An 18,547-nucleotide genomic window follows, 5' to 3' on the forward strand; every position below is an offset into this window, starting at 1 on the left:
GCAGCCCGGCCGAACCGCCCCGGGCCGGGCCCGCTGTGGCGGGACCCCGCGCCGCCGATCAGCGGCGCAGCGCCTCGGCCGGCTGGATGCGGGATGCCGCCCGCCGCGCCCCCCGCGTCCCCGCATCGGGGACCGATACGGAACCGGCTTCAACCTTTTCGGCCCGTCGGCACTCAGTAACAGGCGTAGTGACCACCGACAGACCGCACAGGAGGCCGGATGACCGCCGGACGCAGACCGGACGCCGCCGGCTTCGAGGAATTCGCCCGCGCGAGCCAGCGACGGCTGTACCGCACCGCGTATCTGCTGTGCGGGGATGCCGACGCCGCCCGCGATCTCACCCAGACCACGCTGGCGAAGCTGTTCCAGCACTGGGGCCGGGCGAGCGCGGCCGATCATCCGGACGCCTACGCGCGAACCGTGCTGACCCGTACCTATATCGCCGAGCGCCGGCGCCGGCTGCGTGACTTCCGTGCCCATACGCCGATTGCCGCGCCGCCGCCCGCGGTGGGGCCCGAGCTGACGGTCACGCTGCTGGCCGCGCTCGCCGAACTACCCGCCCGCGCCCGGGCGATGGTCGTCCTGCGGTACTGGGAGGACCTGAGCGTGGAGACGGTCGCCGAGCTGCTGCGCTGCACCCCGTCCACCGTGAAGAGCCAGTGCTCGCGCTCGCTCGCCACCCTGCGCACCCGCCTGGGCGACGCGCATCTCTACACCACCCGAAGCTGAGGAGACCGCCGTGGACATGTTTACCGACCGTTCCCCCGGCCGGGGCCCGGACCCCGAGGCCGAGAGCCTGCTGATCAGAGCGGCCATGGAGCAGGCCGCCGAAGGCGCGCCGGCGCTGCCCGATCTGGTGCCCGTCGCCCTGGCCCAGGGCCGCAGGCGCCGCACCCGCGCCCGGGCGGCCATCGGGGCGGGGGTGACCGGCGTGGTGGCCCTGGGGGTGTTCGGCGCGGTGCTCCCGATGTGGAGCTCGGGAGGGGGTACGCAGCCTGCGCAGACCTGGTCCGCGGCCTCGCAGACCACGACCACGACCGTCACCCCGCCGCCGTCCCCGGCCGCCACCGCCCGGCCCGTGCCCACGCCCGTGCACATCGAGCCGACCGAGGGTGAGACGAGCATGGCCGACCTCCCCCCGGCCGAACGGATCCGGCGGGAGCAGTTCCAGCAGCAGGCCGCGGCGCTGTTCGACGAGCTGCTTCCCCGGCAGCTCGGCCCGGTCCGGCCGGTCGATCTGGCCGTCTCCCGCTACCAGGGCGGGCGGAACGGCAACACGTTCCCGGTCATCTTCTCCGTACGCCCCCAGGGCGACCCGGGCGACGCCCCCGCCGATCCGCCGTGCCGCGACACCCCGTTGAAGGGGCTCGAGTGCAGGACGGCGATGCTGCCGGGCGGCATCAAGGCCCGTCTCATGACCGCGGAGGGCAACTCGAGGGGGACGCAGACCATCACCGGCGTCAACCTCGCTTTCGCCTACGGCGACAGCAGGGTCCGGATCTCGGTCGACGGGGACGACACCTCGATGGTGTCGGCGCCCGTCACCGCGGAGCAACTGCTCGCCGTTGCGGAGGACCCCAGGTTCCTGGAGCTCGTGGCGTACGCGGACGGACGACCGATGGAGGAGAAGGAGCACACGGTTCGTGGCGGCTGAGACAGGACGACAGCGAGGACGACACCAAGGAGGGCGGCAAGGAAGGCGACGGGAGCGCCGGCGTCGCAGCCGGATACGGGTACTGGCCGCGGTGCTCGTCCCGACGGCGCTGATCTGCGTCGCGGTGATCGCCGCGCCCCGATGGGCGGGCGGGGACGACCTGTCGGCCGCGGCGGCCGCGCCGGAGTCCCCGGGCCCCCGACGGGGCCCGGGCCCGGCCCGCACGTCGCCCTCCCCCGCCGCGAAGCCGAAGAAGACCACCGTGAAGCCCTCCGCCACCCACCGGCCCCCGCACATCCCCGCGTCCGGACCCGGCACGTTCACCGTCGCCCGCGCGGGCGCCTCGTCCGGGAACGGGAACGCCTACCGGGTCGAGGTGGAGGACGGTTCCGGCGTCGATCCTGACGCGGCGGCCGCCCAGGTCGCCGGCATCCTGGCAGCGCCGCGCGGCTGGGCGCACGCCGGGGCGCACTCGTTCCACCAGGTCGCCGACGGTCCCGCCGGGCTGGTCATCCGGATCGCCACCCCGGGGACCACCGACCGCGTCTGCGCGACGGGCAACATGAACACCCACGGCGAGGTCAACTGCCGGCTGTCCGAGGTGGTGATGGTGAACCTGAAGCGCTGGCAGCAGGGTTCGCCGGAGTTCCACGGCCCGCTGGCCGACTACCGCGCCCTCATCGTCAACCACGAGGTCGGCCACTGGCTCGGACACGGCCACGAGACCTGCCCCGGCAAGGGACAGCCCGCCCCCGCGATGATGCAGCAGATATACGGCCTCAAGGGATGCGTCTCCAACGCCTGGCCCTACGACACCAAGGGGCACTACCTCGGCGGCCCCGCCGTACCGTGACGTAGAAGTGCCGCCCCTTTTGCTTGCGCACTGAACCAATCAGCCTCGACAGCGGTCCTTACAGCGGGAGTGGAATACACCGAGGACTGGGGAGGGGCGCGATGTCCGCAGGGAATGTGCGCCGGAGCGGGCAGCGGGAACGCGGCCCCAACCGGCTGTTCGTCAAGGCCGTCGTGCCCGTGCTGGTGCTCGCGGCGGCCGTCGTGGGCATCCGGTGGAACGGTGAGCACGACGCGAAGGCGTCCTCCGCGTCCGGCACCTTCACGGTCGCCCGCAAGGGCGTCTCGCAGAACGGCAGGGGCGACGCCTACCGGGTCGAGGTGGAGAACGGCTCCGGTCTGGACGCGGACCGGGCCGCCGCCGAGGTCGCCCGCATCCTGGCCGCGCCCCGGGGCTGGTCGCACCACGGCGAGCACGCCTTCCGCCAGATCGCCGAGGGCCCCGCGGGCCTCGTCATCCGCATCGCCACACCCGGGACCACCGACCGCATCTGCGGGAAGGGGGGCCTCGACACGCACGGCGAGGTCAACTGCCGCGTCGGCGCCGACGTCATGGTCAACCTGAAGCGCTGGCAGCAGGGTTCGCCGGAGTTCCACGGCCCGCTGGCCGACTACCGCGCCCTCATCGTCAACCACGAGGTCGGCCACTGGCTCGGCCACGGCCACGAGACCTGCCCCGGCAAGGGACAGCCCGCCCCCGCGATGATGCAGCAGATATACGGCCTCAAGGGATGCGTCTCCAACGCCTGGCCCTACGACACCAAGGGGCACTACCTCGGCGGCCCCGCCGTTCCCTGACGTACGGGCACGGCCTTACCGGCCCCGGTACACCAGGCGCCCGGCCGCCACCGTCGCCACGCAGCTTGCCCCGCCCGCCGCGAGCAGCGCGGCCTCGTCCGGCGCGTCGAAGGCGGCGAGGTCGGCCCGTCCCCCGGCCGTGAGCGGCGCCGCGATCGCGGTGTCCACCGCCGCGGCCCCTGCCAGCGGATCGAGCACCGGCTCCCCGGCACGCGCGGATCCGGGTACGACCAGCAGCCCGGACCTGCGCATGGCCGTGATCAGTGCGGGTGGTGCGGTGGGGCCCGCCGCCACCGCGGTCGTCCCGTGACGGAGCATCCGGTGCAGCCCGCGCCGCACGCTTCCGGCCCGCCAGGTGTCGTCGGGCCCGAGCGCGTCGAGCGCCTCGCCGGTCAGCGGCGCCGTGCCCAGGGTGTCCGCCTCGCGCGGATCGGGGAAGTAGGACTCCTCCAGCAGCCGGACCGCGTCCCACTGCAGAAGCCCCGGGGTCAGGACGCCGGGCCAGCGCCGGATGCGGGCGGCGGGGTGGGCGGCGGCCAGTTCCCCGTACGGTCCGAAGTCCGCGATCACCGCGTCCTGCACGGCGACCGCCCCGCCGGGCACGGGTGCACGGCCGCCGCCCGGCAGGAGCAGGGCGGCGGCGTGAATCGTCAGCAAGGCTTCAAGGCCCTAGTTGGCGTTGAGGAGCTTGAGCTCGGGATGGGCCGTGCCGCCCTCGATCGCGGTGGACGAGATGTGCGAGACGACGCGCGCGTCGACCGGGTCGTTCGCCGGGTCGTCGTGGACGACCAGGTGCTCGTAGGTGGTGGCGCGCTGGGCGGGAACCCGGTCCGCCTTGCGGATCAGGTCGATGATCTCCAGGCGGTTGGAGCGGTGCTTGGCACCGGCGGAGGAGACGACGTTCTCCTCCAGCATGATCGAGCCGAGGTCGTCCGCGCCGTAGTGCAGCGACAGCTGGCCGACCTCCTTCCCGGTGGTGAGCCAGGAGCCCTGGATGTGGGCGACGTTGTCCAGGAAGAGCCGGGCGATGGCGATCATCCGCAGGTACTCGAAGAGCGTGGCCTGCGTCTGCCCCTTCAGCTTGTTGTTCTCCGGCTGGTACGTGTACGGGATGAAGGCGCGGAAGCCACCGGTGCGGTCCTGCACATCACGGATCATGCTCAGGTGCTCGATGCGCTCGGCGTTCGTCTCGCCGGTGCCCATCAGCATGGTGGAGGTGGACTCGACACCGAGGCCGTGGGCGATCTCCATGATCTCCAGCCAGCGCTCGCCGGACTCCTTGAGCGGGGCGATCGCGGTGCGCGGCCGGGCCGGGAGCAGCTCGGCGCCCGCGCCGGCGAAGGAGTCGAGACCGGCGGCGTGGATGCGGCTGATGGCCTCCTCGGCGGAGACCTTGGAGATCCGCGCCATGTGCTCGATCTCTGAGGCGCCGAGCGAGTGGATGACCAGCTGCGGGAACGCCTTCTTGATCGCGGCGAAGTGCTCCTCGTAGTACTCCACGCCGTAGTCGGGGTGGTGTCCGCCCTGGAACATGATCTGCGTGCCGCCGAGTTCGACCGTCTCCGCGCAGCGGCGCAGGATGTCGTCGAGGTCGCGGGACCAGCCCTTGGCGGTGTCCTTGGGCGCGGCGTAGAACGCGCAGAACTTGCAGGCGGTGACGCAGACGTTCGTGTAGTTGATGTTGCGCTCGATGATGTACGTCGCGATGTGCTCCGTACCGGCGTACCGCCGCCGGCGCGCGGCGTCGGCGGCCGCGCCCAGGGCGTGCAGGGGCGCCGACCGGTAGAGGTCGAGGGCCTCCGCCGGAGTGATCCGGCCGCCTTCGGCGGCTCGGTCGAGGATGGGCTGGAGGTCGGCCTTCTCGGTCACCGGGCTGTCACCTTTCGGCGGTTTTTCAACGGATCTACGGACCGGTTCAGCGTACGCCAGCGCCCGCACGGGTCAGCGGGCGGACCGGGCCGGTGTGCTGCACGGGGTTGCTGCACGGTTGTGCCGTACGGGTGTGCCCGGCCCTTACGGGTCAGCCGCCGGACCGGGTCAGCGTTCCGTACGGGAGTCCGGCGCCGCGCTCGTCGGACCGGAACCGCAGGCCGCCGTCGCCGGTGCGCGTGAAGTGGACGTCGGCGGTCGTGGTGGTGCACACGCCCACGGCGCTGGGGCGGTCGGGGTCGGCGCGTTCCCGCAGCTTCAGCTCCTTGTCGGTGCCGGAGGTGAGGGTGGCGACGCTGTAGCAGCTGAGTTCCACGCCGAGGCCCGTGATGGTGGTCATCATGTGGACGACGTCGTCGCCCTTCTTCCCCTTCTCGAACACCGCGGTGAGCGTGCCGTGCGGGGCTCCGGTCGTCTTCTCGGTGAGCGGCCCCCGCCAGGTGCCGACGAAGGCCGTGGGGAGCTCGGCGATCCGGCCCGGCGAGCCGGTGGCGGACGCCGGCGGCCTGCCGGACGAGGTGGCGCCCGGGGACGTGGCCGACGGGTCCGCGGTTCCGTGCCCGGCGCTGTCGGCGTCACCCCCTCCCGGCATCAGGTCGAAGAGGAACGCGCTGCCCACGGTGACCGCTGCGAGCGCACCGGCCACCGCGAGGGCGACGGTGCAGCTGAGCCTGCGCCCCCGCTGCTCGCCCGGCCCGGAACCGGCGCTCATGGTCAGGCCGAACCGGGGATCGGGGGTGCGCTGCCCGGGCACCCCGTCCGTCCCGCCGAAGGGCTCCCGCGGCGGCGAGGTCGGTCCGGCGGCCGGCGGCGGCTCGACCGGCGGACCGAAGACGCCGAGGGACCCGCCCGCAACGCCTGGGGCGCCGGGGCCGCCCGGGCCACCCGCGTCGCCTGGGTTGAACGCCCCACCGGGCCCACCGGAACCGCCCTCCCCACCGGCACCGCCCGCCCCACCCGCACCGCCCGCACCGAACGAGGCGTTGGTGAAGGGCACCGGCCCCGACTGCACCGGCGCCTCCTGCGGTTCCAGGTCAAGCAGGGCGACCGCCGAGGCGCTGACCTCGCGCACCAGCGGACCGGGCAGCCACCCCACCGCCACCGCGGCCGACGCACCGTCGGGCGCCAGCTGACGGGCGAGCTCGGCGGGGGTGGGCCGGCCGGCCGGGTCCTTCGCGAGGCAGGAGGCGACGATGTCGCGCAGGCCGCCCTCCAGCTCGCCCAGTTCGGGCTCCTCGTGCACCACCTTGTAGAGGAGTACGGCGGAGGAGTCGCCGAGGAAGGGCGCGGACCCGGTCGCCGCGTAGGCCAGCACCGCGCCCAGCGAGAAGATGTCGGCCGCGCCGGAGATGTCCTGGCCGCGGATCTGCTCGGGCGCCATGTAGCCGGGTGAGCCGACGGAGACGCCGGTGGAGGTGAGCGAGGCGGTGGCGTCGATGGCCCGGGCGATGCCGAAGTCGATCAGCCGGGGGCCGTCGAGGGCGAGCAGCACGTTGGACGGCTTCACGTCCCGGTGGATCAGGCCCTGTCCGTGGACCGCGGCCAGGGCCTCGGCGAGACCGGCGCCCAGGGTGCGTACCGCCTGCTCGGGCAGCGGGCCGTGTTCGGTGACCGCGGCGGAGAGCGGCGGCCCGGCCACGTAGCCGTGGGCGACCCACGGAACGGGGGCGTCCGGGTCGGCGTCCAGGACGGGGGCGGTCCACTGCCCGCCGATCCGCCGCGCCGCCTCCACCTCGCGCCGGAACCGGGCCCGGAACTGCTCGTCGAGCGCGAAGTGCGGGTGGACGACCTTGACCGCGACGGTCCGGCCGCCCGCGCTGCGGCCCAGGTACACGCGGCCCATGCCGCCCGCCCCGAGTCGGCCGAGCAGCCGGTAGGCACCGATGCTCAGCGGTTCGCCGGCTTCGAGCGGCTGCATATACGGACTCCCCTTGTGGACCTGGCCGGACCTCCGACCGAAGCCTATGGGCGAAGGTCATCGGGTCGCAGGGGAAACCATCCGCCGATTTCGACCCCAAGGGAACGAACGACGTCATTCGCCCCAACAAAAGGCGTGAATGTGCCGTTCCCCGGGTGATTGCGGGGCGATTACGGGAGGGGTCGGGGGGCGTACTCCCGGACCTCTCGCCCAACGGCCATTCCGCGCGAATTCACCCGAATCGATATCCGTACATCTGCACGGGCCACCCCTGCTCGGGCCACCTGGGCGCGGCCGCGTACAAGGGAACGGCCGGAGTCGCGGGAATGGCCGGGCATTCCCGCCGGGGACGGCCGTAGCGCACCCGGCGGGAGAGCCGTGGAACGTCAGCCGCCGAGCAGCTCGACCTTCACGTCGGCCGGGAATCCCGTGGTCGGACCGGTCCGGCGGGCGAACTCCGTGACCCCGGCGAGCTGTGCGGGTCCGAAGCGGAAGTCGAGGGTCGTGAAGTAGCGCTCCAGGACCTCCGCGTCGAAGGCCTCCCAGCGCGCGGCCTGCTCCGCGACCTTGGTGACCTCCTCCAGGGACAGGTCCCGCGAGGCCAGGAACGCCTCGTGCACCTTCTTGACCGCGAGGGGCTCGGCCGCCAGGTAGTCCTTGCGCGCGGCCCAGACCGCGAAGACGAACGGCAGCCCCGTCCACTCCTTCCACATGGCGCCCAGGTCGTGGACCTGGAGCCCCAGCCGGGGGGCGTCGTGCAGGTTGGCGCGCAGCGCGGCGTCACCGATGAGGACGGCGGCGTCCGCCTCCTGCATCATCAGGCCGAGGTCCGGCGGGCAGGTGTAGTAGTCGGGGGTGACGCCGAACCGCTCGGAGAGCAGCAGCTGCGCCAGCCGTACGGAGGTGCGGGAGGTCGAACCGAGGGCCACCCGGGCCCGGTCGAGGTCCTCCAGGGGGCGCTGCGACACGATCACGCACGACATGACGGGCCCGTCGCACCCGACGGCGATGTCCGGGAAGGCGACCAGGTCGTCGGCGTTGCGCAGGTACTCCACGAGGGTGACGGGGCCGATGTCCAGATCGCCTCTGATCAACTGCTCGCTGAGCTTCTCCGGGGTGTCCTTCGAGAGCTCCAGGTCGAGCAGGGTTCCGGTCCGTGCGAGCCCCCAGTAGAGGGGCAGGCAGTTGAGGAACTGGATGTGGCCGACGCGCGGCCGGCTGCGACGGTCGTCGCCTGCGACGGTTGAGACGGTTGAATTGTCCACATCGCGAGGCTAGACCCGCGCCGGGCGGACGGCCTCACCGGGGGCGCGCGCCGTAGCGCCGGCCCCTCTTCCGGTCCACCGGAAAGGCCGCGGAAGGGCCCCCTCCTGCGCCCCTCGGAAGGGTCGCCGAAGGTCACTCGGGAGAGGTCCGGGAGTCACCCGGATGGCCGATGCGGAGCACCCCTGTGCAGGGCTGTCAAACATCCAGGTGGAGTGATCTTTCCCTCTACCCTTCCTCACATGCTGCGTGCTAGGCTCGTCGCCAAGTTGCAGTTTGGTTTCCCTTGCAGTACAGAGCCTGCGGAGCATGTAACCCGCAGGCTTTTGTAGTTTTCAGACTTCTTTGCAGGTTCTGGAGCAGGGCAACCCTTTGGCCCAAGGAGGGCTTATGGCTACCGGAACCGTCAAGTGGTTCAACGCTGAAAAGGGCTTCGGCTTCATCGCCCAGGACGGCGGCGGCCCGGATGTCTTCGTCCACTACTCCGCGATCAACGCGTCCGGGTTCCGCTCCCTCGAGGAGAACCAGGTCGTGAACTTCGACGTCACTCAGGGACCCAAGGGTCCGCAGGCTGAGAACGTCACCCCGGCCTAGGGTCTTTCGTTCGGATCAGGCCGGATCAGGGAGCGGGGTCCGGTGCCGTGCATCGCAAGGCGGAGGAGGGAGTCATGGCGGAGCCATGGCGACCGACGACAACGCGGCGAGGTGCGGCACCGGGGCACGCGAGCCCGGCATGATCCGAACGAGAGGCCCGGGGTTGCCCGGGTCGGCCGATCGCGGCCGGTATAGCAGTACCCAAGGAGCCCTCTCCCCCGCCCCGGCGGGGGAGAGGGCTCCTGCCTTTTGTACGGGCGTTCGCAGGACGCTTGACCTTCACACCGTGTCAGGCCGTGCACTCGGAGACATCATGTTCACCATCGGAGACTTCGCCAGGTACGGACGGGTGTCGGCCCGCATGCTGCGTCACTACGACGCGACAGGACTGCTGCCCCCCGACCGCACCGACCCGGCCACCGGCTACCGCTACTACGGCGCCGCCCAGCTCGCCCGGCTCAACCGGATCATCGCCCTCAAGGACCTCGGCTTCACGCTCCAGCAGGTGCGGGCCGTCCTGGACGAGGAGGTGGGTCCGGAGGAGCTGCGCGGAATGCTGCGGCTGCGGCGGGCGGAGCTGGAGGCTTCCATGGCCGCGGCGGCGGCGCGCATGGCCCAGGTCGAGGCGAGGCTCCGGTCGATCGAGAGCGAGGGACACATGTCCGTTGACGATGTCGTGATCAAGAGCGTTCCGGCGGTACGGGTCGCGGAGCTGACCGCAGTGGCTGCGGGGTACGACCCGCAGGACATCACCCCGGTGATCGGCCCGCTGTACGAGCGGCTTTTCCCCCTGCTGGGCGAGGCGGGGATCACCCCGACCGGCCCCGGCATCGCACGGTACGAGGACGCCCCGGAAGGCGGCGGCGCGATCGTCGTCCACGCCGGGGTGACGGTCTCCGCCCCAGTGGGGCCGGTGGGTGACACCGGGGTCACGGTGGTCGAGCTGCCCCCGTTCGAGGCGGCGACCATCGTCCACCGGGGCTCGATGGACGGCATCCTGCCGACGGCCCAGGCCCTGGCCCGGGGCATCGACGCGGGCGGCTACCGGTCGGCGGGATACGCGCGTGAGGTCAATCTGGAGTGCCCCGACGACCGGGACAAGTGGGTGACGGAGCTCCAGGAACCGGTGACCCGGGCCTGACGGCCGACCGGGGAGGGGCCGGGGCGGCTCGTATACGGAGCACCCCCGGCCCCCTCCCCGTTCACGCCCCCGCCCACAGCCCGTCGGCCGTGAGCCCGAGCAGATCGATCGCGTTACGGCGCACGATGCGGTCCACGACGTCCGCGTCCAGGTGTCCCATCTGGGCCTCGCCGACCTCGCGGGACCTGGGCCAGGTCGAGTCGGAGTGCGGGTAGTCCGTCTCGTACAGGACGTTCCCCACCCCGATCGCGTCCAGGTTCTTCAGCCCGAAGGCGTCGTCGAAGAAGCAGCCGTACACATGCTCGGTGAACAGCTCCGACGGCGGCCGGTGGACCTTGTCGGCCACCCCGCCCCAGGCGCGGTTCTCCTCCCAGACGACGTCGGCGCGTTCCAGGATGTAGGGGATCCAGCCGATCTGGCCCTCCGCGTACATGATCCGCAGGTTCGGGAAGCGTTCGAACTTGCCGCTCATCAGCCAGTCGACCATCGAGAAGCAGCAGTTGGCGAAGGTGATGGTGGAGCCGACGGCCGGCGGGGCGTCGGCGGAGGTGGACGGCATCTTCGAGGACGAGCCGATGTGCATGGCGATCACCGTCCCCGTCTCGTCGCAGGCCCGCAGGAACGGGTCCCACTCGTCCGTGTGGATGGACGGCAGTCCGAGGTGGGGCGGTATCTCGGAGAACGCCACGGCCCGCACCCCGCGCGCGGCGTTGCGCCGCACCTCGTCGGCGGCCAGTCGCGCGTCCCAGAGCGGGACGAGGGTGAGCGGGATGAGCCGGCCGTGCGCGTCGGGCCCGCACCACTCCTCGACCATCCAGTCGTTGTATGCGCGCACGGCGAGCAGCCCGAGTTCGCGGTCCTTCGCCTCGGTGAACGTCTGTCCGCAGAAGCGGGGGAACGTCGGGAAGCAGAGGGCGGACTGGACGTGGTTGACGTCCATGTCGGCGAGCCGCTCGGGCACCGAGAACGAGCCGGGGCGCATCTGCTCGTACGTGATGACTTCGAGCTTGATCTCGTCCCGGTCGTAGCCGACGGCGGTGTCGAGCCGGGTGAGCGGGCGGTGCAGGTCCTCGTACACCCACCAGTCGCCGATCGGCCCGTCGTCCCCCTTGGCCCCCATCACGGGCGCGAATCTGCCGCCCATGAAGGTCATTTCCTTGAGCGGCGCGCGGACGATGCGCGGTCCGGAGTCCGCGTACCTGGACGGGAGCCGGTCCCGCCAGACATGAGCGGGCTCCACCGTGTGGTCGTCCACCGAGATGATCTTCGGGAAGGTCTCCATGTATGCCACCGTAGCGCTGATCTGACGAACCGTCAGCTCTCTGCGAGGGGCCCCGTTCCACAATCGTTGTCGAGGGCTTGTGCAGAGAGTCACCCACTGCTGACGAGGCCGCCCTTCACAAGGCAGACTGTTGACGGCGATACCAACGGTATGGAGCAATCCGGATGGCCCACACGGAATCCGGACATGTGCGACCGTGCCGGGCAGCGCATCGAGCAGGACGGGAGGAACCAATGGGCCGTGACGACGGGCCGCGCGTACGTGTTCCGGAACAACGCTCCCCGGAGCAGGGGCCGGTGGAGGACACCGGTCTGCACTTCTGTGTGCTCGGTCCGGTACGGGCCCGGCGGGGCGGCGAGACGCTGCCGTCCGGCTCGCCCCAGCAGCGTGCCCTGCTGACCGCTCTGCTGCTCCGCGGTGGGCGCACCGCCACCGCCGCCGAACTCATCGACGCCATCTGGGGCGAGGACCCGCCCTCCCAGGCGCTGGCGGCTGTGCGCACGTACGCCTCCCGGCTCCGAAAGACCCTGGGCCCGCTCACCCTGGCGAGCGATTCCGGCGGGTACGCGATGCGGATCGGGCCCGAGGCGCTCGATCTGAGCGTGGCTCAGGACCGGGCGGCCGAAGCGGAGAAGGCCCGGGCATCCGGCGACCGCGGCCGCGCCCGGACCCTGCTGAACGAGGCGCTGGCCCTCTGGGACGGCGAGGCGCTGGCCTCGGTGCCCGGCCCGTACGCGGACTACCAGCGCAACCGGCTGGAGGAGTGGCGGCTCCAGCTCACCGAGACCCGTCTCGACCTGGACCTGGAGGTCGGCTGCCACGCGGAGGCGGTCTCCGAACTGACCGCCCTCACCGCCGCGCACCCGCTGCGCGAACGGCTGCGCGAGCTCCTGATGGTGGCCCTGTACCGCAGCGGCCGCCAGGCCGAGGCGCTGGCCGTGTACGCCGACACGCGGCGGCTGCTCTCGGAGGAGCTGGGCGTCGACCCGCGCCCCGAACTCTCCGCGCTCCAGCAGCGGATCCTGCGGGCGGACGAGGAACTGGCCCGCCCGGCCGACGAGCCCGCGCCCGCCGCGGCTCCGGTCCGCCCCGCCCAGCTCCCCGCCACCGTCCCCGACTTCACGGGCCGTGCCGCCTTCGTCCGCGAACTGGGCGACCGCCTCGCCACGGCCGAGGGGTCCGTCATGGCCGTCTCCGCACTCGCCGGCATCGGCGGCGTCGGCAAGACGACCCTCGCCGTGCACGTCGCGCACCAGGCCCGCCGGCACTTCCCGGACGGCCAGCTCTACGTCGACCTTCAGGGCGCGGGCGCCCGCGCCGCCGAGCCGGAGACGGTCCTCGGCGCGTTCCTGCGCGCCCTGGGCACGGCGGACTCGGCGATCCCCGACTCCCTGGACGAGCGCGCCGCGCTCTACCGCTCCACCCTCGACGGCCGCCGCATCCTGGTCCTCCTGGACAACGCCCACGACGCGGCCCAGATCCGCCCCCTGCTCCCGGGCACGGCGGGCTGCGCGGCGCTGGTCACCAGCCGGGTCCGGATGGTCGACCTGGCGGGCGCGCACCTGGTCGACCTGGACGTGATGTCGCCCGAGGAGGCGCTCCAGCTCTTCACCCGGATCGTGGGCCAGGAGCGCATCAACTCCGAGCGCGAGGCGGCCCTCGACGTGGTGGCCGCCTGCGGCTTCCTCCCCCTCGCCATCCGCATCGCCGCCTCCCGCCTGGCGGCCCGCCGCACCTGGACGGTCTCGGTCCTGGCCGCGAAACTCGCGGACGAACGCCGCCGGCTGGACGAGCTCCAGGCGGGCGACCTCGCGGTGAAGGCCACGTTCGAACTCGGCTACGGCCAGCTGGAACCGGCCCAGGCCCGCGCCTTCCGCCTCCTGGGCCTCGCGGACGGCCCGGACATCTCCCTGGCAGCCGCGGCGGCCCTCCTCGACCTGGAGACCCACACGGCGGAGGACCTCCTGGAGGCCCTGGTCGACACGTCCCTCGTGGAGTCGGCGGCGCCGGGCCGCTACCGCTACCACGACCTGGTGCGCCTCTACGCGCGTTCGTGCGCGGAGCGGGACGAGGAGGCTCCGGAGGAGCGGGAGTCGGCGTTGTCGCGGCTGCTGGACTTCTATCTGGCGACGGCTGCGGGGGTGTACGCGCTGGAGCGGCCGGGGGACCGGTTGGTGGATCACCTGGAGCCGACGGAGCATGCGGGGTTGTCGTTCGCCAACAGGCATGCCGCCCTGGACTGGCTGTACGCGGAGGCCACCAACCTGCTCGCGTGCGTCTGCCAGGCATCGCCCCCTGCCACGCTGCGTCGAGCCGTCGACCTTCTCTACGCTGCTCTCGATCTGGGCGAATCAGGGGCGAACTCCAAGCAGTACGAAGCTGCCGCCCTTGCGGTGCGAGAGGCTTCCCATGACTGCGGCGATCCACGGGCCGAGGGCCGCGCTGTCATGTCCCTCGCCAACGTGCACCAACTCGCGGGGCGCTTCGACCACGCTGACCGCGAGGCTGAAGAGGCCATGCGACTGGCGAACACGGTCGAGGATCTGCTGCCCGTCTGCTGGGCTGCCAACGCCAGGGGCATCATCGCGCTCTACCAGAACCGCCATGCCGATGGCGAGGCGTTCCTGACGCAGGCCATCGAGGCGTTCCGGAGCGACGGAAACCGCCCCGGTGAGGCGAGCGCCTTGTGCAACCTCTCGCGCATCCATCTGGCCACCGGCCGCACCGCGAGCGCAATCACGCTCGCCCGGTCGGGCATCGAGATCTACGACTCCCTGGGCCACGCACTACGCGGCGCCAACGGGCGCTACGCCCTCGGGCTCGCTCTGACACAGAACATGAACCTTTCCGCTGCCACGGACCAGTTGAACGAGGCCCTGACAGTGTTCCGCGACAGCCGACAGCGGCTGTGGGAAGGCATGACGCTGTTCCGCCTGGCCGAAGTCGATCTCGCCGCAGGTCACTTCGCTCAGGCGGCCCAGTATTCAGAGCTGGCGCTCACAGTCCTGCGGGGAATCGGTGGAGAGTGGCGACGGGGAAATGTACTGACCGCGCTGGGACGGGCGCTTGACGGCATCGGGCAGACCGGGCGCGCCCAGGTCTGCTGGCATGAGGCCCTCGGCATCTACCAAGAACTCGGCTCCCAGGAGGCGCAAGTCGTCCGGACTTTGCTGGCTCCTGCCACGGCAACCTGAAGAACGGCGCGTTCATCGTTCGTTTATCGCCACCCGCCATTGTCGTACCTGTCGATCCGTCGCGTCGGGGGGCAGACGGGGGCGACAGCGGCCGCACCATTAATGTGAGCGGCCCGAGAGGCCCGTCCGGCAGTCCACGGGGGAACAGCCGGACGGGCCTCGTCCACCCAGCGCGCAGTGCACGCAGAGAAGGAGAGCTGACAATCATGGCCGACGCCAAGAAGCAGGACCCGATCCTCAAGCCGGCTGACCAGCACGCCACCGGCGAGCCGGAGACCCCGGTGACGACGCAGGACCAGCACGCGACGGGCGAAGAGGTCACCACTCTCGACCAGCACGCCACGTCGGAGCCGTTCAAGCCGGCCATCTAGAGCTGCAATTCGACGGGGTACGGGGGAGCGGCCGCGGCGGCGCGGAGGGGGAGCCGTCGCGGCCGCTGCATGTCCCGGGCCTGTTGAGGCGATCGCGCCAACGTTCAGCTGTTTCCCGCCAGAGGGGTTCCGCCATCGCCCCCCTGTCACTAGCGTCACTTCGCGTCCGGAAACTCGCTCCCATCACAGGAGTTGGAATGACCCGCACGAAGAAGACGCTCGTCGCCGCTGCGTTCGCCGTGGCCCTCGGCATCGGCGGCGCGTCGCCTGCATTGGCGGACATGCACGCGACCGGGGAAACTCCTGTCACCACGCAGGACATGCACGCAACCTCGGTGACGACCCAGGACATGCACGCAACCTGAGCGGGACCTCGCAGTGGGGCCCGAGCCACCCGGCTCGGGCCCCACTGCCGTACCCCTACAACCCCCGGACCTGAACCCCAGCCCCGCACAGCTTCCCCATGTCGTCCTCGTCCGAGGTGAAGACGACCACTCGCCCCCGCTGCCGCCCGGCGATCACCGCGAGCGCCGCGTCGATGGCGTACTTGTGGCCGTGAAGGCCGGTGGACCTGAGCAAGCGAATCGCCTCGTCGGCGACATTCTGGGTGACGTGCTCGACCACGACGCCCGACATCGCCCAGTCCCAGACCGGCTTTCTGATCTTGCTGTGGTAAGCCTCGACCAAGGTCATCGCGCTGGTCACCACACGAATGCCCGAACGGTGGGCGTCCTTGAGGATGGCCTTCATCGCAGGATCTCCGAGTGCGGCACGGGAGAGCCCCTCGCAGTCCAGTACGTACGAGAGGTCCGACATCAGGCCGCCTTCCGGTCCGGCGCCGCGCCCGCTTCCTGTTCCTCGAACCACCGCTCGATCTCACGCCGCTCGGCCTCGGCCGCCGCCAGATCGGCATCCGTCACCGGGCCGTACTCGCCCTCCAGCCGCTCCACCAGCTCCCCCAGCCGGTCGTGCTCGCGCTGACGCTCTATGGCGCGGGTGACATACGCACTGAACGCCCCGGGGCCCACCTCGCTCCGGATCTCCTCCGCAAGCTCCTCCGGCAGGGTGACGGTGTACTTCTTGGTTGCCATACCCATCACCATACCGAGGCCGAAAGGGGCCCGCCAGCAGCTTCACCCCATGAGGTGACAGCACCCCGCGGCCATTGACGTACAACCATCACTACCTGCCGCCGGCCGCCCTGGCCCACTCGTCAGATTACGCACAGTAACTATAGCATTTCCAATGCTATAGTTACTCCATGAATGAGAGCTCCGGCTTCCCACTCGGCGACGGGCCCAGCAGCGGGATCTCCGTCACCCTCACCGCCGGAACGCTCCAGGCGATCCGCGAGCGGGTTGGCAAGCGTGGCGTCTCCGCCTATTTGGAAATGGCCGCACAGCGCCAGATCGAACGCGACAACCTCAATGAGCTCCTCGCCGACTTCGAGAAGATCAACGGACCGGCCGATCCTCGTGCGGTGAGCGACAAACGAACCCGGCTCACGGGCAACAGCACACCCGAGTCGGGTACAGCCGCGTGAGCGGGACCCTGGTCCTCGACAGCGAAGGACTGGCGCAAGCGGTTCTACGCGGCCGGGTAGTCCAGGAGTGGCTGGAGGCGGCACGCGAAGCGGATATTCCCGTCATCACCTCGGCTGTCGTCCTTGTCGAGGTGATCCACCCACGAATCAACCGCGCCGCACTCGACTGGACACTCTCCCGCCTGCGGGTCGAACCACTCAGCCACTCCATCGCAAACTCCGCCGCAGCACTGCTCCAGAACGCCGGGCTGCACGGTCACAAGTACGCCATCGACGCAATGCTTTGCGCGACCGCGCTGGCACGCCCGGGTCGGGTCACGATTCTGACCTCCGACGTGGAGGACCTCGGGATACTCACCGCAGATCATCCCCGCGTGGTGGCGGAGAAGGTCTGACCGGCCAAGCGTTACCAACCCGCATCCCTACCCCCGCCCCCGCAGCTCCCCCTTCACCACCTTGCCGCTCGCGTTGCGCGGGAGCTCGCTGACGAACTCCACCGCCCTCGGCACCTTGTAGTTCGCCATCTCCCGCCGCGACCACGCGATCAGGTCGTCCGCCGTCACCGTCGCGCCCGGCCGGCGCACCGCGTACGCCTTGCCGACCTCGCCGAGGCGGGGGTCGGAGACACCGATCACCGCGACGTCGGCCACGTCCGGGTGCAGGCCCAGGAGCTGTTCGATCTCCGCGGGGTAGGCGTTGAAGCCGCCGACGATGAACATGTCCTTGATCCGGTCCGTGATCCGCAGGTTCCCGTCCTCGTCGAGGACGCCCACGTCACCGGTGTGCAGCCAGCCGTCCGCGGTGATCGTGGCGGCCGTCGTCTCCGGGTCCTCGAAGTAGCCGCTCATGACATTGAAGCCGCGGACCAGGATCTCGCCGGGGCTGCCGGGCGGGGCCAGTACGCGGACCTCCGTGCAGGGGATCGCCCGGCCCGAGGTGGCGGCGATCACCTCCGCCGGGTCGCCCCGTCGGCACATGGTGACGATGCCGCTCGCCTCGGAGAGGCCGTACGCGGTCAGAACCGTGGCGATGTTCAGTTCGGTGCGGAGGCGTTCGACCAGCTGGAGCGGGACCACCGCGGCTCCCGTCACCACCAGGCGCAGGGCCGACAGGTCGTGGGACGCGCGGGCGGGGTGGTCCAGGAGGGACTGGTGGAGGGTGGGCGGGCCGGGGAGGACCGAGATGCGTTCGGCGGCGATGTTGGCGAGGACCGTGTCCACGTTGAAGACCGGCTGCGGGATCATCGTCGCGCCCCGCATCAGGCACGCGATGATGCCCGCCTTGTAGCCGAAGGTGTGGAAGAACGGGTTCACGATCAGATAGCGGTCGCCCTCGCGCAGACCCGCCAGTTCGCTCCATATCGCGTAGCAGCGCAGCGTCTGGGCGTGGCTGATGACGGCGCCCTTCGGCCGGCCCGTGGTGCCCGAGGTGTAGATGATGTCGGAGGGGGACGAAGCCGGGACGGCCTCGGCCCGTGCCCGTACCTGCTCCGCGGATATCCGCTCACCCGAGGCCAGGAAGTCCTTCCAGGTGACGTAGTCGTCGGCGTCGGGCGCGGAGTCGGCTAGCACCACGATCCGTTGCAGGTGCGGGAGTTCGGCCTCGGACCGGCGCAGGGACGCCACGTACGACGTACCGAGGAAGGTGCCCGTGACGAAGAGCAGCTTCGCGCGGCTCCGCTCCAGGACGTACGCCGCCTCCGCGCCCTTGAAGCGGGTGTTGAGCGGGACGAGGACCGCGCCCGCGGTCACCGCTCCCAGTGCGGAGACGATCCAGTCGAGGGTGTTGGGCGCCCAGACCGCGACCCGGTCGCCCTGCTCGACGCCCGAGGCCATGCACGCGGCGGCGGCCCGCTCCACGCGTTCGCCGAGTTCCGTGTACGTGATCCTGGTGCGGCCCTCGACCACCGCCTCCCGGTTGCCGTACCGTCCGGCCGCCGCCCGTACCAGGTCCGGGACGGTGGACCATTCCTCGTCGCCGCGCATCTCGTACCCTCCCGTCGAACCGG

19 protein-coding genes are annotated in these 18,547 nt (G+C 71.2%); 11 read left to right on the forward strand and 8 right to left on the reverse strand.

The annotated features are described in order from the left end of the window. The first annotated feature begins 219 nt into the window (after positions 1-219). From ABTX18_RS17020 to ABTX18_RS17035, 4 genes are all read left to right on the forward strand, one after another. Complete coding sequence (locus ABTX18_RS17020; protein WP_352123475.1) at positions 220-729, forward strand: SigE family RNA polymerase sigma factor; 510 nt, start codon at positions 220-222, stop codon at positions 727-729. Positions 730-745: 16 nt separating this feature from the next. Next, positions 746-1,654 (forward strand): hypothetical protein, encoded by a 909-nt coding sequence (locus tag ABTX18_RS17025; RefSeq protein ID WP_352123613.1) that lies wholly within the window; start codon positions 746-748, stop codon positions 1,652-1,654. A 91-nt stretch (positions 1,655-1,745) separates the two neighbouring features. Continuing rightward, the gene (locus ABTX18_RS17030; protein ID WP_352123476.1) at positions 1,746-2,507 is read left to right on the forward strand and encodes a DUF3152 domain-containing protein; all 762 of its coding nucleotides are present in this window, start codon (positions 1,746-1,748) and stop codon (positions 2,505-2,507) included. A gap of 101 nt (positions 2,508-2,608) precedes the next feature. Continuing rightward, positions 2,609-3,304: a DUF3152 domain-containing protein gene (locus tag ABTX18_RS17035; RefSeq protein WP_352123477.1), complete on the forward strand. Its 696-nt coding sequence runs from the start codon at positions 2,609-2,611 to the stop codon at positions 3,302-3,304. Between the two features lie 15 nt (positions 3,305-3,319). On the opposite strand, the gene ABTX18_RS17040 is transcribed toward ABTX18_RS17035, so the two are convergent. The 4 genes from ABTX18_RS17040 to ABTX18_RS17055 all read right to left on the reverse strand — a co-directional run bounded on the left by ABTX18_RS17040 (position 3,320) and on the right by ABTX18_RS17055 (position 8,416). Further along, entirely contained in the window at positions 3,320-3,961 is a 642-nt protein-coding gene (locus tag ABTX18_RS17040) for an imidazolonepropionase-like domain-containing protein (protein WP_352123478.1), read from the reverse strand. A 12-nt stretch (positions 3,962-3,973) separates the two neighbouring features. Further along, positions 3,974-5,173, reverse strand: coding sequence for a cyclic dehypoxanthinyl futalosine synthase (mqnC, locus tag ABTX18_RS17045; protein WP_352123479.1), 1,200 nt, complete (start codon positions 5,171-5,173; stop codon positions 3,974-3,976). A gap of 151 nt (positions 5,174-5,324) precedes the next feature. After that, positions 5,325-7,151: a serine/threonine-protein kinase gene (locus ABTX18_RS17050; protein WP_352123480.1), complete on the reverse strand. Its 1,827-nt coding sequence runs from the start codon at positions 7,149-7,151 to the stop codon at positions 5,325-5,327. Positions 7,152-7,537: 386 nt separating this feature from the next. After that, positions 7,538-8,416 carry a menaquinone biosynthetic enzyme MqnA/MqnD family protein gene (locus ABTX18_RS17055; protein ID WP_352123481.1) on the reverse strand — a complete coding sequence of 293 codons (879 nt, stop codon included), beginning with the start codon at positions 8,414-8,416 and terminating at the stop codon, positions 7,538-7,540. Between the two features lie 388 nt (positions 8,417-8,804). Here ABTX18_RS17055 and ABTX18_RS17060 point away from each other — a divergent pair, with 388 nt between their 5' ends. Next, positions 8,805-9,008, forward strand: coding sequence for a cold-shock protein (locus ABTX18_RS17060; RefSeq protein ID WP_003967102.1), 204 nt, complete (start codon positions 8,805-8,807; stop codon positions 9,006-9,008). Between the two features lie 313 nt (positions 9,009-9,321). Continuing rightward, positions 9,322-10,149 (forward strand): MerR family transcriptional regulator, encoded by an 828-nt coding sequence (locus ABTX18_RS17065; RefSeq protein WP_352123482.1) that lies wholly within the window; start codon positions 9,322-9,324, stop codon positions 10,147-10,149. Positions 10,150-10,210: 61 nt separating this feature from the next. On the opposite strand, the gene ABTX18_RS17070 is transcribed toward ABTX18_RS17065, so the two are convergent. Continuing rightward, the gene (locus ABTX18_RS17070) at positions 10,211-11,431 is read right to left on the reverse strand and encodes an amidohydrolase family protein (protein WP_352123483.1); all 1,221 of its coding nucleotides are present in this window, start codon (positions 11,429-11,431) and stop codon (positions 10,211-10,213) included. Between the two features lie 233 nt (positions 11,432-11,664). On the opposite strand from ABTX18_RS17070, the gene afsR reads away from it, so the two are divergent. From afsR to ABTX18_RS17085, 3 genes are all read left to right on the forward strand, one after another. Beyond that, positions 11,665-14,625, forward strand: coding sequence for an SARP-family global regulator AfsR (afsR, locus tag ABTX18_RS17075; RefSeq protein WP_352123484.1), 2,961 nt, complete (start codon positions 11,665-11,667; stop codon positions 14,623-14,625). A 206-nt stretch (positions 14,626-14,831) separates the two neighbouring features. Next, entirely contained in the window at positions 14,832-14,996 is a 165-nt protein-coding gene (locus tag ABTX18_RS17080; RefSeq protein WP_352123485.1) for a hypothetical protein, read from the forward strand. Positions 14,997-15,193: 197 nt separating this feature from the next. Continuing rightward, positions 15,194-15,361: a hypothetical protein gene (locus ABTX18_RS17085; RefSeq protein WP_352123486.1), complete on the forward strand. Its 168-nt coding sequence runs from the start codon at positions 15,194-15,196 to the stop codon at positions 15,359-15,361. Between the two features lie 55 nt (positions 15,362-15,416). Here ABTX18_RS17085 and ABTX18_RS17090 read toward each other — a convergent pair whose 3' ends face one another. After that, positions 15,417-15,812 (reverse strand): hypothetical protein, encoded by a 396-nt coding sequence (locus ABTX18_RS17090; protein ID WP_352123487.1) that lies wholly within the window; start codon positions 15,810-15,812, stop codon positions 15,417-15,419. Beyond that, on the reverse strand, positions 15,812-16,087 hold the full coding sequence (locus ABTX18_RS17095; RefSeq protein ID WP_352123488.1) for a hypothetical protein: 276 nt from the start codon (positions 16,085-16,087) through the stop codon (positions 15,812-15,814). The genes ABTX18_RS17090 and ABTX18_RS17095 overlap by 1 nt, the downstream gene beginning before the upstream one ends. A 170-nt stretch (positions 16,088-16,257) precedes the next feature. Between ABTX18_RS17095 and ABTX18_RS17100 the strand changes: the two genes are divergently transcribed. Both ABTX18_RS17100 and ABTX18_RS17105 read left to right on the forward strand, forming a co-directional pair. Continuing rightward, positions 16,258-16,539, forward strand: coding sequence for a hypothetical protein (locus ABTX18_RS17100; protein WP_352123489.1), 282 nt, complete (start codon positions 16,258-16,260; stop codon positions 16,537-16,539). Beyond that, positions 16,536-16,934 (forward strand): type II toxin-antitoxin system VapC family toxin, encoded by a 399-nt coding sequence (locus tag ABTX18_RS17105; RefSeq protein WP_352123490.1) that lies wholly within the window; start codon positions 16,536-16,538, stop codon positions 16,932-16,934. Before ABTX18_RS17100 ends, ABTX18_RS17105 begins: the two co-directional genes overlap by 4 nt. 27 nt (positions 16,935-16,961) lie before the next feature. Here the strand turns inward: ABTX18_RS17105 and ABTX18_RS17110 are convergent, their stop codons facing one another. After that, positions 16,962-18,524, reverse strand: a complete 1,563-nt coding sequence (locus ABTX18_RS17110; protein WP_352123491.1) for a FadD3 family acyl-CoA ligase — start codon at positions 18,522-18,524, stop codon at positions 16,962-16,964. Positions 18,525-18,547: the final 23 nt, after the last annotated feature.

Origin of the sequence: Streptomyces sp. NPDC096323 (genome assembly GCF_040302845.1) — a bacterium.
Taxonomy (GTDB): Bacteria; Actinomycetota; Actinomycetes; order Streptomycetales; family Streptomycetaceae; genus Streptomyces.